This window comes from Variovorax paradoxus, from assembly GCF_030815855.1.
Taxonomy (GTDB): domain Bacteria; phylum Pseudomonadota; class Gammaproteobacteria; order Burkholderiales; family Burkholderiaceae_C; genus Variovorax; species Variovorax paradoxus_M.
In genome coordinates this window covers 4,731,654-4,745,718 of sequence record NZ_JAUSXG010000001.1, presented here as the reverse complement: position 1 = coordinate 4,745,718, position 14,065 = coordinate 4,731,654, and the positions used below count along the sequence as shown (strand labels likewise).

15 protein-coding genes are annotated in these 14,065 nt (G+C 67.6%); 7 read left to right on the top strand and 8 right to left on the bottom strand.

Annotated elements, in window-relative coordinates; all coding sequences use genetic code 11:
* Positions 1-2: 2 nt before the first annotated feature.
* The 3 genes from QFZ42_RS22695 (at position 3) to QFZ42_RS22685 (ending at position 3,924) form a co-directional block, all read left to right on the top strand.
* The gene (locus QFZ42_RS22695; protein ID WP_307703125.1) at positions 3-1,256 is read left to right on the top strand and encodes a TIGR02270 family protein; all 1,254 of its coding nucleotides are present in this window, start codon (positions 3-5) and stop codon (positions 1,254-1,256) included.
* 132 nt (positions 1,257-1,388) lie between these two features.
* Complete coding sequence (tagH, locus tag QFZ42_RS22690; protein WP_307703124.1) at positions 1,389-3,077, top strand: type VI secretion system-associated FHA domain protein TagH; 1,689 nt, start codon at positions 1,389-1,391, stop codon at positions 3,075-3,077.
* A 52-nt stretch (positions 3,078-3,129) separates the two neighbouring features.
* Positions 3,130-3,924 (top strand): PP2C family protein-serine/threonine phosphatase, encoded by a 795-nt coding sequence (locus QFZ42_RS22685; RefSeq protein ID WP_307703123.1) that lies wholly within the window; start codon positions 3,130-3,132, stop codon positions 3,922-3,924.
* A gap of 93 nt (positions 3,925-4,017) precedes the next feature.
* On the opposite strand, the gene QFZ42_RS22680 is transcribed toward QFZ42_RS22685, so the two are convergent.
* The 5 genes from QFZ42_RS22680 to tssA all read right to left on the bottom strand — a co-directional run bounded on the left by QFZ42_RS22680 (position 4,018) and on the right by tssA (position 8,418).
* A complete protein-coding gene (locus QFZ42_RS22680; RefSeq protein ID WP_307703122.1) occupies positions 4,018-4,557 on the bottom strand; it encodes a peptidoglycan-binding domain-containing protein in 540 nt (179 codons plus the stop codon).
* 81 nt (positions 4,558-4,638) lie between these two features.
* Positions 4,639-5,118, bottom strand: a complete 480-nt coding sequence (locus QFZ42_RS22675) for an Hcp family type VI secretion system effector (protein ID WP_307703121.1) — start codon at positions 5,116-5,118, stop codon at positions 4,639-4,641.
* A 152-nt stretch (positions 5,119-5,270) separates the two neighbouring features.
* Positions 5,271-6,767 (bottom strand): type VI secretion system contractile sheath large subunit, encoded by a 1,497-nt coding sequence (gene tssC / locus QFZ42_RS22670; protein ID WP_307703120.1) that lies wholly within the window; start codon positions 6,765-6,767, stop codon positions 5,271-5,273.
* A gap of 40 nt (positions 6,768-6,807) precedes the next feature.
* On the bottom strand, positions 6,808-7,320 hold the full coding sequence (gene tssB / locus QFZ42_RS22665; protein ID WP_307703119.1) for a type VI secretion system contractile sheath small subunit: 513 nt from the start codon (positions 7,318-7,320) through the stop codon (positions 6,808-6,810).
* A 60-nt stretch (positions 7,321-7,380) separates the two neighbouring features.
* Positions 7,381-8,418, bottom strand: a complete 1,038-nt coding sequence (gene tssA, locus QFZ42_RS22660) for a type VI secretion system protein TssA (RefSeq protein WP_307703118.1) — start codon at positions 8,416-8,418, stop codon at positions 7,381-7,383.
* Between the two features lie 71 nt (positions 8,419-8,489).
* Between tssA and tssJ the strand changes: the two genes are divergently transcribed.
* Positions 8,490-9,002, top strand: a complete 513-nt coding sequence (gene tssJ / locus QFZ42_RS22655; RefSeq protein ID WP_307703117.1) for a type VI secretion system lipoprotein TssJ — start codon at positions 8,490-8,492, stop codon at positions 9,000-9,002.
* Positions 9,003-9,007: 5 nt separating this feature from the next.
* Here the strand turns inward: tssJ and QFZ42_RS22650 are convergent, their stop codons facing one another.
* Both QFZ42_RS22650 and QFZ42_RS22645 read right to left on the bottom strand, forming a co-directional pair.
* Positions 9,008-10,126 carry a type VI secretion system protein gene (locus tag QFZ42_RS22650; RefSeq protein WP_307703116.1) on the bottom strand — a complete coding sequence of 373 codons (1,119 nt, stop codon included), beginning with the start codon at positions 10,124-10,126 and terminating at the stop codon, positions 9,008-9,010.
* Between the two features lie 30 nt (positions 10,127-10,156).
* Positions 10,157-11,497 carry a DotU family type IV/VI secretion system protein gene (locus QFZ42_RS22645; protein ID WP_307703115.1) on the bottom strand — a complete coding sequence of 447 codons (1,341 nt, stop codon included), beginning with the start codon at positions 11,495-11,497 and terminating at the stop codon, positions 10,157-10,159.
* Positions 11,498-11,744: 247 nt separating this feature from the next.
* Here QFZ42_RS22645 and QFZ42_RS22640 point away from each other — a divergent pair, with 247 nt between their 5' ends.
* A complete protein-coding gene (locus tag QFZ42_RS22640; protein WP_307703114.1) occupies positions 11,745-12,425 on the top strand; it encodes a response regulator in 681 nt (226 codons plus the stop codon).
* A gap of 48 nt (positions 12,426-12,473) precedes the next feature.
* Here the strand turns inward: QFZ42_RS22640 and QFZ42_RS22635 are convergent, their stop codons facing one another.
* Positions 12,474-12,911, bottom strand: coding sequence for a beta/gamma crystallin domain-containing protein (locus QFZ42_RS22635; protein ID WP_307703113.1), 438 nt, complete (start codon positions 12,909-12,911; stop codon positions 12,474-12,476).
* 268 nt (positions 12,912-13,179) lie between these two features.
* Here QFZ42_RS22635 and QFZ42_RS22630 point away from each other — a divergent pair, with 268 nt between their 5' ends.
* On the top strand, positions 13,180-13,581 hold the full coding sequence (locus tag QFZ42_RS22630; RefSeq protein WP_307703112.1) for a hypothetical protein: 402 nt from the start codon (positions 13,180-13,182) through the stop codon (positions 13,579-13,581).
* 31 nt (positions 13,582-13,612) lie between these two features.
* A complete protein-coding gene (locus tag QFZ42_RS22625) occupies positions 13,613-14,065 on the top strand; it encodes a hypothetical protein (RefSeq protein ID WP_307703111.1) in 453 nt (150 codons plus the stop codon).

The window sequence follows — 14,065 nt, the reverse complement described above, 5'->3', positions numbered from 1 at the left end:
CCATGGAATCCGACACGCTGCTTCCCGTTGTCGCCGAACACGCCGACGAAGCCTCCTTCCTCTGGCTCCAGCGCGCCAGCGCGGTCCACGCGCCCAACTACTCGCCCCAGCAATTCGCCGACCTCGACGAACGGCTAGCCGCCCACATCGACGGCCTGCGCGTCGCCGGCGATGAAGGCTGGCGGCATGCACTCGCACTAACGGACAACGAAGGCCCCGAAGACTTCTTCGTCGCCGCAGTGCTCGCCATCGAAGCAGTCGATGGCCGCTTCGACGACCTGGTCGAGCGCGCCAAGGACCTGCCCGAGGTTGTGTCCGGCTTGATCTCCGCCATCGGCTGGACGGAGCCGGATCGTCTCGGCGGGCGCGTGAAGACTCTGCTCGAGGACGCCTCGCCGCTGCGGCGAAAGCTTGGCGTCGCGGCCTGTGCGCTGCATCGGCGCGATCCGGGGACATTGCTCGGGCAACTGCTCGCGGATGCGCCCGACAGCGTGCGCATCCGCGCGCTGCGCGCGGCCGGCGAGCTGGGCCGTACCGACCTGTTGCCGCAGGTGCAGTCGCTGCTCGGCGAGGCCAAGCCCGAGTTGCGTTTCTGGGCCGCATGGGCGGCAGTGCTGCTCGGCGACCGGGCACAGGCGCTCGATGCGCTCGCGGCTTTCGCGATGAAGAGCGGGCCGCGCCAGCCGCGCGCCTTCCAGCTGGCGCTGCAGGCGGTCGAGGTCGTGCCAGGCCACGCGCTCCTGCTCGATAGCGGCGGACTGCCCGAGGTGCAGCGCCTGCGCATCATCGGTTCGGGGTTCATCGGCGACGCTCGCTACGTGCCCTGGCTCATCGAGCAAATGGCGCAGCCGGCCACGGCGCGCATTGCGGCCGAGGCGTTCGTCACCATCACCGGCGTGGATTTCAACCTGGAGCAGATGGAAACGATGCCGCCCGACGGTTTCGAAGACGGCCCGACCGACGACCCCGACGACGAGAACGTCGAGCTCCCCGAAGACATTGCCCTGCCCTGGCCGGACATCGACAAGATTCGCGCATGGTGGGCGAAGAATGGCGCGCGCTTCGCACCCGGGGTGCGGCTCTTCATGGGGCAGCCGGTCTCCCTCGAGGGCTGCACGAACGTGCTGCGCGAGGGTTTCCAGCGGCAGCGCGTGGCGGCCGCGCTGCACCTGTGCCTGCTGGATCCGCGCGCGCCGTTGTTCGCCACCAGCGCGCCCGCTTGGCGGCAGCGGCGCTGGCTCGACAGCGTGGCGTGAAACGCCGCTGCAACGAAGGCATACCTCTTAAGGCGAGATTGCCAAGCAGCCCCCCGGAATGAATACTCCTTCTGAGTTTTTGGGCTCGTGTATGCGCGGGCCATGTTCGGGCGCAGCCCCGGGGGCCGATTCATGATTCATATCGCTGTCATCACCCGGCAAGACGCCCCGGCGGGGCAGGCCATTGCCGCCGATTTCGGCCCCAACGGGGGCACCATCGGACGTGCGGACACCAATACGCTGGTGCTCGACGACCCGGACCGCACGGTGTCGCGCGTGCATGCGCAGGTGCTGTGCCGCGACGGCCGGTATTTCGTGATCGACCGGGGCAGCAATCCGATGCAGTGCAACGGCGTGCCGCTCGGATCGGGCAAGGAAGCCCCGCTCACCGACGGCACACAACTCGTGGTGGGCAGCTTCGAGCTTCGTGTGCGCGCGGTGGCCGGCGCGGCTGCTCCTTCGCTGGCCGTGCCCAACACGGTCATGAAAGCGCCCATGGCCGCATCGGCGGCGGCGGCATCATCGAGCGACGATCCGTTTGCCGACTTGCTGGCGGGCCTTGCGCCGCCGCCGCCGCCGGCACCGGTCGCCGCCGCCAGGGGATCGCCGCCCGCTGCTGCGGAGCCCGCCGATTCGTTGTTGTTTGCCGATCCGATGCAGAACGGATCGCGCAATGCCCAGGCTGCGCAGATCGATCCGTTCGCCAATCTGCTGGGAGCTGCGCCTTCGTCGGCGCCTGCCGCCGGCCTCGGCGCACTCGACGATTTTTCCGACCTGGGCGCGCCGCCCGCGCACGGCAAGGCGGCGGGCATCGACGAGCTGTTCGGCGGCATGGGCGGTGGGGGTGGCATTGGCGGCGATCCGCTCGCGCTTTCTCCGCTGGCGGACCCGCTGCTGCAGCCCAACACGGCGTCCGATGCCGATCCGATGGCGGCGCTGCAGCGCGCCGCGCCGGCCACGCCGGTACCGCGCGCCGACCATTTGCCCATCGATCAGTTCGGCTTCAACCCGCCGCGGGCGATCGACGTGCCACGGCCGCAGCTGCTGCCGCAGTTCGACGACATCACAGGCCAGCCGATCCGCATCAGCGGGCCGGAGGTGTCTCTCGGCGGATCGAGTGAACCGCCCGGGCTGCTGGCGCCGCCTCCGCCGCCCTTGGCGCGGCCCCAGCCGCAGATTGCGCAAGCGCCGGTCGCCAGGGCGGCGCCCGCATTGCAGCGCACCGCCTCCGACGACGAACTGCTTGCCGCCTTTCTGCGGGGCCTCGGCAGCACGCACCAGGCGCCCGAGATGCTCACGCCGGGCCTCATGGAGCGCATTGGCACCATCCTTCGCAGCGCCACCGAGGGCACGCTGCAGCTGCTGCTCACGCGCCAGGAGTTCAAGCGCGAGGTGCGCGCCGAGGTCACGATGATCGCGTCGCAGGCCAACAACCCGCTCAAGTTCTCGCCCACCGCCGATGTCGCGCTGGCCCACCTGCTGGGCCCCGGTGTCCGCGGTTTCATGCCGCCCGAAGCCGCCATGCGCGATGCCTTCAACGACCTGCGTGCGCACCAGTTCGGCGTGATGGTGGGCATGCGTGCGGCGCTGGCGCATGTCATTGGGCGCTTCGAGCCCGACGAGCTCGAGAAGAAGATCAGTGCGAAGTCGGCGCTCGATGCGCTCTTCAGTGCCAATCGCAAGGCCAAGCTATGGGACCAGTTCGTGGCGCTCTATGGCGGCATCGCGAGCGAGGCGGAAGACGATTTCCACAACCTCTTCGGCAAGGCCTTTCTCGAGGCCTACGAAGAACAGATGGCGCGCCTGAAGTCCGACGCCTGAACGTCGTTCTCAAGCACAACGACAACAGCATCAGCAAACGCGAGGCATCCGCTTGGAAATCGAAATCGTCACGCTGTCCAGACAGGGCGGCCGCAGCTACAACGAGGACGTGCACGGCCACTGGCATGACGAGCGCTATGTTGCCTGCCTGGTGGCCGATGGCGCCGGCGGGCACGGCGGCGGCGACGTGGCGGCGGCCATCGTGCGCAGCAGCGCGCTGGGCGGCTTCTCGGCTGCGCCTAGCCTGGACGAAGCGAGCCTGCGCGCGCTGGTCGAGCAGGCCAACCGCGACGTGGTGGCGCGCCAGGCGGAGGGGGGCAAGCTCGCGGGCATGCGCTCGACCATCGTGTTCGCGGCCATCGACCTCGAGAGCGAGGCGCTGGCCTGGGTGCACAGCGGCGACAGCCGGGCCTACCTGTTTCGCGGCGGAGCCATCGTGGCGCGAACCACCGACCACAGCCTCGTGCAGCAGATGGTGGCCGGCGGCATGCTCGACGAAGAGGGCGCGCGCCTGCATCCGCAGCGCAACATGCTGCTGTCCGCGCTCGGTTCGATCGAAGAGGCGCCGGACATCGCGGTGTCCGACCGCATGCGCCTGTTGCCCGGCGACGTGCTGCTGCTGTGCAGCGACGGCGTCTGGGAGCCGCTGGGCGACGAGTGCCTGATCGATACGCTGCATGCCTCGCGCACCCCCAGCCAGTGGACAGAGCTGATCGACGCGAAGGTGAGGGCCAACGCCAAGCAGGGCCACGACAACTACACGGCACTCACGCTGTGGGTGATCGGGGACGAGGACGACGACGTGACGCGGCTGCTGCCAGAAACCGTTGCGCCGACGGACTCGTGATCGGGTTCAAACAAAAGACCGGGGCCTGAAGCGCCGTCCAGGCGACGGACGCTTCAGGCCCCGGTCGCCGCCAGAACGGCAGCAGAAGGAAGCTCAGATGCCGCCCGTGACGGGAACCCTCGCAGCGCCCCCGGAGGCGTACTTGCTGGCCGTCTTCTTGACTCGCTTCAACGCGTTGCGCAGCAGCGCCGGCATGTCCTCGCGGTTGGGCAGGTTGGTGTAGTTGTCGACGCCCTGCTCCTTGCAGAAGTTGGCGCAGCCGTTGTTGAGCAGGTCGAGCGCATAGCGGCTCTTGCTGATCGTGCTCGAATCGCCGGGCTCCCGGAACGGATCGAAGATGCCGTCCGGCAGGACCTTGTATCCGAGTGCGATCGACTGCGTCTGGAAGTGCGTGATGTGCTTCTGCGTGACCGGCCCGTAGTAGCCGTCCACGGTGATCGCCTCGGTCTGGCCCGGGGGCGGGTCCAGGTCGTGGTTGAAGCCGAGCATCTCGTAGTAGAAGATCTTGAACAGCGCCTGCACCAGCATCACGTCTTCACGTGTGTTGGAACCGATCCGGCCGGCCGACCAGTCGATGTTGTAGGCGGTGAGCAGCGCGCCGCTGCGGCCGATGAGTGGGGTGCTGAATGCCATTGGATTGCTCCGGTGAGGACGCGTGGAAACCGCATCGGGCACTGGCGCGCCCGATGCCGTGCCCTGCGGGTCCGTCGTCCGTCAGCGGGTTTCGGTGGTTGCGACGTTCCAGCCGAACTTGACTTCGCCGCCGCCCGCGCCCTTGTCGTCCTGGGCCTTGTAGGCGAACTCGATGTCCTTGAACGAGCAGGACACCTGTTCCTGCACGTCGCCGCCCTGGGCGCCGCCGGGGCCCACCAGCGAGACGAAGACTTCCTTGAGCGTGACCTTGAGGTACTCCTGCTGGCCTTCGCCCGCCTTGCGGCAGGTCAGGATCATGTCCTTGAAGTGCTTGCCGCTCACGCAATTCTTGGCCAGCACCGGGGAGGCCTTGTCGTAGGTGTGCGTGAAGTGGAACTCGCCCGGCGTGGCCTTGCCCTTGCCCGAACCGCCGCCGGAGCCCGCGCCCGACGCGTTGCTCACGTTCCAGGTCCACGACGAGATCTCGATCTCGTCCTTGTGGTCCTTGTGGGACGACTCGCCCTTGACGCCGTCGAGCTTGATGTGAAAGTCAGAAGACATGTTCCTACTCCTTGGAGCCCGATTTGCGCTCGGGCGGTTGATGATCGAGATGAAGACAAGGGCTGCCGGCAAGTTGCCTTTGGGAGCGATGCGCGGCAGCTACTGAGAGAACGAAACGGAACCGGGAATTTCAAGAAAAACCGAAGGACTTTTCAGCCGGCGCCCTTGGCCGTCGGCAGCTTGGAGACCAGCCGCAGCGAGACCGTGAGACCTTCGAGCTGGTAGTGCGGGCGCAGGAAGAACTTGGAGGTGTAGTAGCCCGGGTTGCCTTCGACCTCTTCCACCACCACCTCGGCAGCCGCCAGCGGCTTCTGCGACTTCGTGATCTCCGACGAATTGGCCGGATCGCCGTCGACGTAGTTCATGATCCATTTGTTGAGCCAGCGCTGCATGTCCTCGCGCTCCTTGAAGCTGCCGACCTTGTCGCGCACGATGCACTTGAGGTAGTGCGCAAAGCGGTTGCAGGCAAAGAGATAGGGCAGGCGTGCCGCCAGGTTGGCATTGGCCGTGGCGTCGGGGTCGTCGTATTCCGCCGGCTTGTTCAGCGACTGCGCGCCGATGAAGGCCGCGAAGTCGGAGTTCTTGCGGTGGATCATCGACAGCAGCCCGGCCTTGGAGAGCTCGGCCTCGCGCCGGTCGCTGATGGCGATTTCGGTGGGGCACTTCTGGTCCACGCCGCCGTCGTCGCTCGGGAAGGTGTGCAGCGGCAGGTTCTCCACCGCGCCGCCCGACTCGATGCCGCGGATGCGCGAACCCCAGCCGTAGAGCTTGTACGAGCGGTTGATGTTGGTCGCCATCGCATAGGCCGCATTCGCCCAGGCGTACTTGCTGTGGTCGGCTCCGGCGGTGTCTTCCTCGAAGTCGAACTCCTCCACCGGATTGGTGTTGGCGCCATAGGGCGTGCGCGCGAGGAAGCGCGGCATGCACAGCCCCAGGTACTTGGAGTCGTCCGACTCGCGCAGGCTGCGCCAGCCGGCGTATTCGGGCGTGAGAAAGATCTTGGTCAGGTCGCGCGGGTTGGCGAGTTCCTGCCACGATTCCATCTGCATCAGGTTCGGGCTGGCGCCGGTGATAAAGGGCGCATGCGCGGAGGCGGCGAGCTTGGCCATCTCGCCGAGCAGTTCCACATCCGGCGGGCTCTGGTCGAAGTGGTAGTCGCCGACGATGGCGCCGAAGGGCTCGCCGCCGAACTGACCGTACTCCTGTTCGTAGATCTTCTTGAACATCGGGCTCTGGTCCCATGCCGCGCCCTTGAACTTCTTCAGGTTCTTGGCCAACTCCTGCTTGGAGATGTCCATCACGCGGATCTTGAGGTTCTCGTCGGTCTCGGTGTTGTTCACCATGTAGTGCAGGCCGCGCCATGCGCTCTCGAGCTTCTGGTACTCGGGGTGGTGAATGACCTTGTTGACCTGCTCGGTGAGCTTGGCGTCGATCGCGGCAATCATGGCCTGGATCGACTTGGTCACGTCCTTGCCGATCACGGTGCTGTTGCTCAGCGCCTGCTGCGCGAGCGTGAGCACCGCGGCTTCGACGGCGCTCTTGGCTTCGTCGCTGCGCGGCTTGAATTCCTTTTGCAGCAGCGACGAGAAGTCGCTCCCCGCATAGGCAACGTCTTTCAGTGCGCTCTGTTGTTCGAGTGCGTCGGCCATGGTGTTTCTCCTCGGAATCCGGTGGGTCTGTCGAAAGGGATCAGGCGGCGGGCGCGCTGTCGTCGGGCTTCTTGCTGGCGGCCAGCGTCTGCAGCAGCGCGGGGTCCTCGAGCACCTTGGCGAGCAGCTCTTCCGCGCCGCCCTTGCCGTCCATGTAGGTCACGAGGTTCGACAGCTGCGTGCGCGCTTCGAGGAGCTTGTTGAGTGCACCGACTTTGCGGGCCACGGCGGCCGGGGAGAAGTCCTCCATGTTCTCGAAAGTGAGCTCGACTTTCAGATCGCCTTCGCCGGTCAGCGAGTTCTCCACCGCGAAGGCGGCGCGCGGCTTCATGGCCTTCATGCGCGAATCGAAGTTGTCGACGTCGAACTCCAGGAACTTGCGATCGGCCACCGAGGCGAGCGGATCGGCCGGCTTGCCCGACAGGTCGGCCAGCACGCCCATCACGAACGGCAGCTGGATCTTCTTCTCGGCACCGTAGAGTTCCACGTCGTATTCGATCTGCACGCGTGGCGCCCGGTTGCGGGCGATGAATTTCTGACTGCTCTTGGACATGGCGATGCTCCTTGCGGGGATGAATGGGAGGTTCTGTGAACTGAAAGGGACGGAAAGGCCTTATTCGGACGGGCGCTTGCCCGTCACGTTTTCGATCGTGTCCATCGCGTTGGGCGCGAGGTTGGCCATGATCTCGAGGAAGCTCACGCCGATGAGCTTCTTGGCGCGGTCGATCAGGAGCGGCGCAGGATTGCCGGGCTCCGCTTGCTCCAGGTAGCGGATCACGCGGTCGAGCATCTGCAGCGCTTCCTGGCGGCTCTGAATCTCACCGCGCAGGGCCGCCGGGCGGGCCGCACCGGCGCCGCCAGCCTGCAATGCCGTGCCTTCGTCCGCCGCCGCCGTTTCTCCCGCCCCGGCCACGCCGGAGGCGGCGCCGCAGGCCTTGGCGAGCACGCGGCCGATGGTGCGCAATACGCCGAGGTTGATGGCGTCGGAGCGACCGGTGCGATCGAGCAGCAGCGCCTGCAGCTTGTCGACCAGCGCAGCCACTTCCATGGCGGCCTGCAATCGCTCGGGTTGGTGCGCCTGCATCGCCTCGAGGCCGCCCTGGACCTGCGACATCGAATAGGCGGCTTCGCCGCCCACGGCGTTGAGCGCACCGTGCGCAATGGCGATGTCGCGCACGCGGATCTGTCCCACGCCGGGCGCCACGCCCACCTGCGCGTCGTACAGGTCGCGCAGCACCATGTTCTCGTCCCACAGCGGTGCCAGTGCATTGAGCCGCATGGTCGGGTCGTTGTCGTCGTCGGCATCGAGCGTTGGATGTATGCCGTCCCAGAAGCGGTCGAAGAGGCCTGTCAGCAATTGAAGGCCCGCAACGAAGCCGGGCACGCCCTGCAGCCGCGTGGCAGCGCGCAGCAGCAGAACGGCGGCGCGCACGTCCTTGCTGCGGCGCAGGATGGCATCGGCCTGTTCGGCCACGTCGCGCCACTCCGGTTCCACCGCGGGAATGACGGTGTCGCCGAACTGCTGCTCGGCCTTGCGCTGCGAAGCCGCCGCCAGTGCGGTGAAGGCGGCGTCGTACTCCAGATCGTCGCCGCACGGCGATGCCTCGCCGATGGGCGTGAGCAGGGCTTCGACAAGTTCGTTGGTCAGCATGTTGCCTGTTCGAGTTGGCTGGTGATAATCAAAGATGCAGCCGAACCGGTCAATGCAACGAAGGGAATAGCATGCGCACGCTGGGTACACGCCATTCGTCCTATGGACGCTCTCTTGCTGCGGTCTCGCGGCGCCTTGCACTGGCCTCGGGCCTGGTGTTGACCGGTGTGCTGCTGGCAGGCTGTGCACCCAAGCCCGTGGTCACGACGGTGTCGGTCACGCTGGTTGCGGGTGCCGATGCCAATCCCGATGCGCGCGGCCGCGCTTCGCCGCTCACGGTGCGCGTGTATGCATTGAAGTCGCCAGGCCCGTTCGAAGGCGCGGACTTCTTCTCGCTGTTCGAGAAAGACCAGGCCACGCTGGGCGCAGAGCTCGTGCAGCGCGAAGAAATGCTGCTGCGCCCCGGCGAGACCCGCAAGCTCGACCTCACGCTGCCACCCGATGCCAAGGCCATCGGCGTGATGGCGGCGTTCCGCGATCTGGACCGTGCGCGCTGGCGCGAAGTGCGCCCGGTGCAAACCGGCAAGGCCCAGGCGATGACGGTGACCTTCGGCGCCCGCCAGATCCGCGTCGAGAGCAACTAGCCTGTTCATGGCGGCGGCGCGCTCGCGTTCGGTGGACGGCCCGGCCGCGCGAGCGGCTGGTCGGCAGGCAGGAAGCGCCCGAACAGGTCGGCCGTGAATGCGCCGCCGGCTGCGTCCGAGGCTGCGGCCGCGAAATAGAGGCCACGCCACCGCGGGCCACGCGAACCGCGTCCATGGCTCTCGAACAAGGCATCGGCCACCTGGTGGAGCGCGGGTTGCAGCGCACGCATTGCCTCGACGAACTCATGGATGGCGAGCCGGCCCGATGCGCTCGGCTGCTCTCGCAGCAGCGCCATGCGCAGCGCATGCAGCTGCTGCGCCATGGGGTCGAACAAGGCATCCAGCCGTGCGGCGGCCGTGTCGTTGGCGGCGAGCGGCTCGGCCAGGCGGTGGCCGACGGCTTGCGCCAGCACCTCGGGCGGCAATGCGCCGCGCAGGGTGGCATAGCCCGCCAATCGTTCGAGCCCGGTGACGACGAGGTAGACGGGCAACTGCAGGCGCAAGGTGTCGCCGGCTTCTTCGAGCAGCCGGCGCATCCTGGCTGCCAGCGGCTTGATATGTGCGGTGTCCGTGCGCAGCAGATCGCCCGCTGCAACGCACACCACCATGCCGTTGAGCGGCAAGCGCTCGCGCCGTTCGGCCAGCGCCAGCAGCGACTGGAGCCAGAGGCCGCGCGTGTGCGGCTCGTTGGCCTTGTCGCTCACGGCGGCCGGATGGAGCTCGATGGCGGTCAGCGAACCCGTCAGCCACCAGCGCCAGTAGGGTTCGCCGAAGGGCTCGCTGTCTTGCGGCGCAAGGCGTTCGGCGCCAGCGGCCGCCAGCAGCCCCGGCAGGTTGGCCGCCGCGTCACCCACGAAGAGAAACCACGGCACCGGCGCGTCGCGTTGCTGGGGCGACTGGCGACGGGCCTGCTGGGCCTGGGACATGGCTTCCTTGATGGCCGGAACGGCGGCTTCGTCGGCTTCGGCGGCCCAGGGACCGAGCGCGTCGATGCGCCGCTGCAGCGTGCGCCGGCGCGCACCGCGGCCCGCATCGCGAACCATGCCGTACAGCAGCGCGAAGCCCGCCAGGCACAGCACAAGCAGGAGCCAGAAGAGATGCACGGGCGAAAGAACGGCGGTCATGGGGATGGCGTCTCGGTTCTTCTTCGCGGTTCAGCGCGAGACGGTTTCCAGGAACACGAAGTCGGCCACCAGCCGTTCGCTTCCCTTGCCGGCCGCGAGCGCTTCGCGCAGCCGCAGCAGATAGGCCGACGCGAGCTCGAAGGGCGGCCGGTCGGCGAGTGCGGCGAGCGGCATGGGCGACGAGACCGCCGTGACCAGGACGCGCCCGAACGGCGGCCCCACGAGCCAGCTGGAGGGAATGTCGCGGCCCAGCTCGAGCCGTTCGCCGGCGCGCAGCCGCGTGGCCGCCTGGCCGGCGTTGAGGTGCATGACGGAGCCGTCGGCGGTGTAGTAGTCGATCCACAGGTGGCTGTCGTGGCCCGGTGCCCACACCTGCACGCGCACGTTCTCGCCTTCGCGCAGCCTGCCGTTGATGGCGGTGGGGACATCGACGGCCAGCCCCTGGGCCTTCTCGTGGTTGCGCAGCTGGTAGGGCTTGAGGATGGCGAAGACTTCGCAATGCGGCCATACGCGCAGTTCGACATCGAACGTGGGCGACCCTGCGCCGGGTATCGCAGCCACCTCGCGCTCGACCCGGTCCAGGTCCGCGGGCAGCGAGACGAAGCCGCTCACGCGCAGGCTCCCGTCCTTGCCGGCGGTGGCGGCGAGGTCGGCGCATGCATAGCTTTGCAGATGCTGCTCGATGCGCCCTGCCAGGGGCGGCTCGTCGGTGGGCGGACCGGCGAGCCATTGCCACCACAGCAGATAGAGCAGCGGCAGCAGCAGCGTGAGCGAAGCCGCGGCGCGCAGCAGCGCCCGGTCGCGGCGCCGCGCATCGTAGGGTCCCGGCGGGTCGGCCACGCGGTAGGGCTGCGGCGTGATGTGGTCCTGCACCAGGCTGCCGAGCGTCAGCGGCTGGAGCCGCAATTGCCGGCTGTGCAGCTCCTTCAGCTTGCCGAGCTCGCCCTGGTCGCCGGTCTCGAAGTAGTACTGGCCCTTGAAGCCGTGCACCAGCGCGTGCCAGTAGACCTCGCGCACCTCGTCGTCCTGCGCGGTCAGCGCCGACAGGTGATGGAAGAACTCGCTGGCGGCGTTGTTCGAGTTGAAGAGCTGCACCTGGAGCGGCGCGGCGCCGGTCCCGGCGCCGGGATGGCGCGCCAGGATTTCGTCGATCCAGGCCACCATGGCAAAGGCCGCGGATTCGACTTGCCCCGCGGACGTGCCCGACGCGCCGGCGGCGGCTCGCGCGGCGTCGAGCAGGCGGCGGGCCTGTTGCTGCGCAGCATCGTGCGAAAGCGTGGCGCGGCCGCCGGCTGCCGATGCAGCAATCGATGCATCCAGGGCAAGGCCGAACGAGACGAAGGCCGAAAAACTGTCGAGCAGGCGGGCCATGAACCGGGCCCGCTCACTGCGCTTGCGTGGTGAAGGATGCCTTGCACCGGCGTCTGCAGCAATGGCGCATGCCTATGTCCCCGGTTCCTTCGAGTGGGCGTTCATTCTTCCAAACGCAGCGCGGCGGGCGCCATATCGCTTGGGGTCTATGCCGTTCGTGGGTAGATGCGGTATTGCTGCGTGGGGCAATCGCCGGTATCGTCGGCTTCCGCTGAATTCAACGCCCGCTGGGACACTGGGACACGCCATGAAAATTCTGATCGCCGACGACCACCGGCTCGTCATCGAGGCGGTCAAGGCCAAGTTGTCGGAGCTCGAGCCCGGCATTGAATTCGTCCTGGCCATGAGCGTCGACGAATTGCTTGCCGCCGCCAACGACGAGCTCGACCTGGCCCTGATCGATCTCAACATGCCCGGTGCCGACGGCCAGGCGCACATCGACGAAATCCGCCGCCGCCATCCGGCCGTGCCGGTCATCGTGCTCTCGGGCTACGAAGACCCGGCCATCATGCGCAGCGCGCTCGAACGCGGCGTGCTCGGCTTCATTCCCAAGGCCTATTCGCCCGAGGTGATGCTGTCGGCCGTGCGGCTGGTGCTGGCCGGCGGCGTGTATGTACCGCCGATGATGCTGACGGCGCTGCCGCCCGGCATCGTGGCCGGCGTGGCGCCCACGCAGAACGGCGACGCACGCGCCGCGGGCGCATCGTCGGCCACGCTGGAGCATCTGCGCAGCGTGCTCACCGAGCGCCAGGTCGAGGTGCTGCAGCTGCTGTCGCAAGGCAAGCCCAACAAGCTCATCGGCCGCAGCCTGGGCATCAGCGAAGGCACCGTCAAGATCCACCTGGCGGCAATCTTCCGCGCGCTCAATGTGCGCAACCGCACCGAAGCGGTGGTGGCCGCGCAGGCGCTGACCGAGGCGCAAGCCTGAGGCTTGTTAAACCGGGCGTGACGACCTCAATGCCCGCAACGGCCGCGCTCAGGAGCAGCTGAGCTTCATCGCCTCGATTCTTCCGCCAAAGCCCAGCTTGCGCATGAGGCCGCCTTCGCGGCTATTGGCGGGGAAGTTGACGGTGCGGTCCCTGAACATCGCGTGCTCATACACCTGCAGCGTCGCGCGCGGACCGACGCTCACGCTGTCGATGTCGCGCTTGAGCTGCTTGGCGGTGCCCCGGTCCATGCTCTGGACTTCGGCGGGGCCCACCAGCGTGAGCATGTCGCCCTGGAAGTTGCGCCCGGTATAGAACTGGGCCCAGCAGCCTGAAGCCAGCGCGGGGTCTTCGATGCGCACCGGCACCAGCAGGATGGTCGGGTCGGGCCGGTTCTCGGCGGAAGCGGTCGAAGGAGGCGTCGAGGTGTTGGCGCAGGCACCGAGCGCAACGACGCCGGCGATCATCAGGTAGCGAAGGTTCTTCATGGGATGGGATGGACTTTCAGGTGAAAAGCGAGAAAGGCAGGCTACCTGCCCCGCCCGGCCCTCGCGTAGGAGCAGGCGCCAATCTCCCGTCGCCCGGCCTCCGAGCCTCGATGGACCCGGGTACCCACGCTGGATGAGCAATCTCCGTGAATGACTGCGCCCCGGACGCGCGCATTTCCTACGCGCAGGCGCGCCGCGGCTGTCCAGTCTGAAATGTGCGGGGGGCGGCCCCTCATTCATCAACGTTTTTCATGAAGTGAAGAAAGCCATGGCCACGAGCAGCATCCTGGGAGGCGACTATCCGCCGGCGGAACCGAAGGGAACGGACGTCGACAGCCTTGGCCCCAGCGACACGAGCGACAGCGGAAGCGACGTGCGCACCTCGCGCGAGCGCTCCGCCATTCCCGAAGATGATGCCGCCGAAGGCGCCGTTCCGGTGGCGCATGAAAGCAGCAGCGACGCCGAAGGCACCGGCGAGCGTGCATCGGCCGATGCGCCGCCGGTAGAGCCCGACGCGGACATCTTGCCGGACCGCGTGGGCATTGTTCCCGGCAGCGCGGCCGACGTGGCCGCGTCCAGGGACCCGGAGGATGCCGGCATGCCGGACGAACTGGCCGATGAGGCGGGCGAGCCGGAGGACGACGAAGACGGCGAAGACAGAGCCGCCTGACGCCGGTTGGGTTGGACATGCGGAGAGGGTCATGACCATGCACCGCCAACTCGATGGCGCGCTCCAGGGCCTCCAGCAGCTCGCCTACGCCCGCATTGCGCGCGAGTTCGCCCGCGCCTGGCACGCACGGGCGAATGCTTCCGAGGAGTCAGAAGCGATCTTGGGCGAGGCCCACCGCCGCGTGCTGCACTGCGAGCAGGCCCTGGCGCAGCTGCGCGTCGTACTGGACGACCCGCGTCAGATCGCCGAGCTCAAGGTTTCGCGGGCGCTGTACCTGCGCATGCTGCTGGAAAGCGCTCCCACGCGGCTGCAATCGTGGAGCGATTGCGAGACCCTCGACGACATGCCGAAGTCCCACCTGTTCGAATGGATTTCCTACGATTTCGAGCAGCTCGAACTGGCGGAACTGGAAGGCTCCATGACCGACGAAGAAGCCGTTTCGTACGCACGCGCGATCAACACGGCGGCCAGGGTGCGCGATTGA

Coding starts and splice junctions, on each gene's coding strand:
- QFZ42_RS22675 (WP_307703121.1), bottom strand. CDS start 5,118: ATGTCTTCTGACTTTCACATCAAGCTCGACGGCGTCAAGGGCGAGTCG.
- QFZ42_RS22635 (WP_307703113.1), bottom strand. CDS start 12,911: ATGAAGAACCTTCGCTACCTGATGATCGCCGGCGTCGTTGCGCTCGGT.
- QFZ42_RS22630 (WP_307703112.1), top strand. CDS start 13,180: ATGGCCACGAGCAGCATCCTGGGAGGCGACTATCCGCCGGCGGAACCG.
- tssA (WP_307703118.1), bottom strand. CDS start 8,418: ATGCTGACCAACGAACTTGTCGAAGCCCTGCTCACGCCCATCGGCGAG.
- QFZ42_RS22645 (WP_307703115.1), bottom strand. CDS start 11,497: ATGGCCCGCCTGCTCGACAGTTTTTCGGCCTTCGTCTCGTTCGGCCTT.
- QFZ42_RS22640 (WP_307703114.1), top strand. CDS start 11,745: ATGAAAATTCTGATCGCCGACGACCACCGGCTCGTCATCGAGGCGGTC.
- tssB (WP_307703119.1), bottom strand. CDS start 7,320: ATGTCCAAGAGCAGTCAGAAATTCATCGCCCGCAACCGGGCGCCACGC.
- QFZ42_RS22680 (WP_307703122.1), bottom strand. CDS start 4,557: ATGGCATTCAGCACCCCACTCATCGGCCGCAGCGGCGCGCTGCTCACC.
- tssJ (WP_307703117.1), top strand. CDS start 8,490: ATGCGCACGCTGGGTACACGCCATTCGTCCTATGGACGCTCTCTTGCT.
- QFZ42_RS22650 (WP_307703116.1), bottom strand. CDS start 10,126: ATGACCGCCGTTCTTTCGCCCGTGCATCTCTTCTGGCTCCTGCTTGTG.
- tssC (WP_307703120.1), bottom strand. CDS start 6,767: ATGGCCGACGCACTCGAACAACAGAGCGCACTGAAAGACGTTGCCTAT.
- tagH (WP_307703124.1), top strand. CDS start 1,389: ATGATTCATATCGCTGTCATCACCCGGCAAGACGCCCCGGCGGGGCAG.
- QFZ42_RS22625 (WP_307703111.1), top strand. CDS start 13,613: ATGACCATGCACCGCCAACTCGATGGCGCGCTCCAGGGCCTCCAGCAG.
- QFZ42_RS22695 (WP_307703125.1), top strand. CDS start 3: ATGGAATCCGACACGCTGCTTCCCGTTGTCGCCGAACACGCCGACGAA.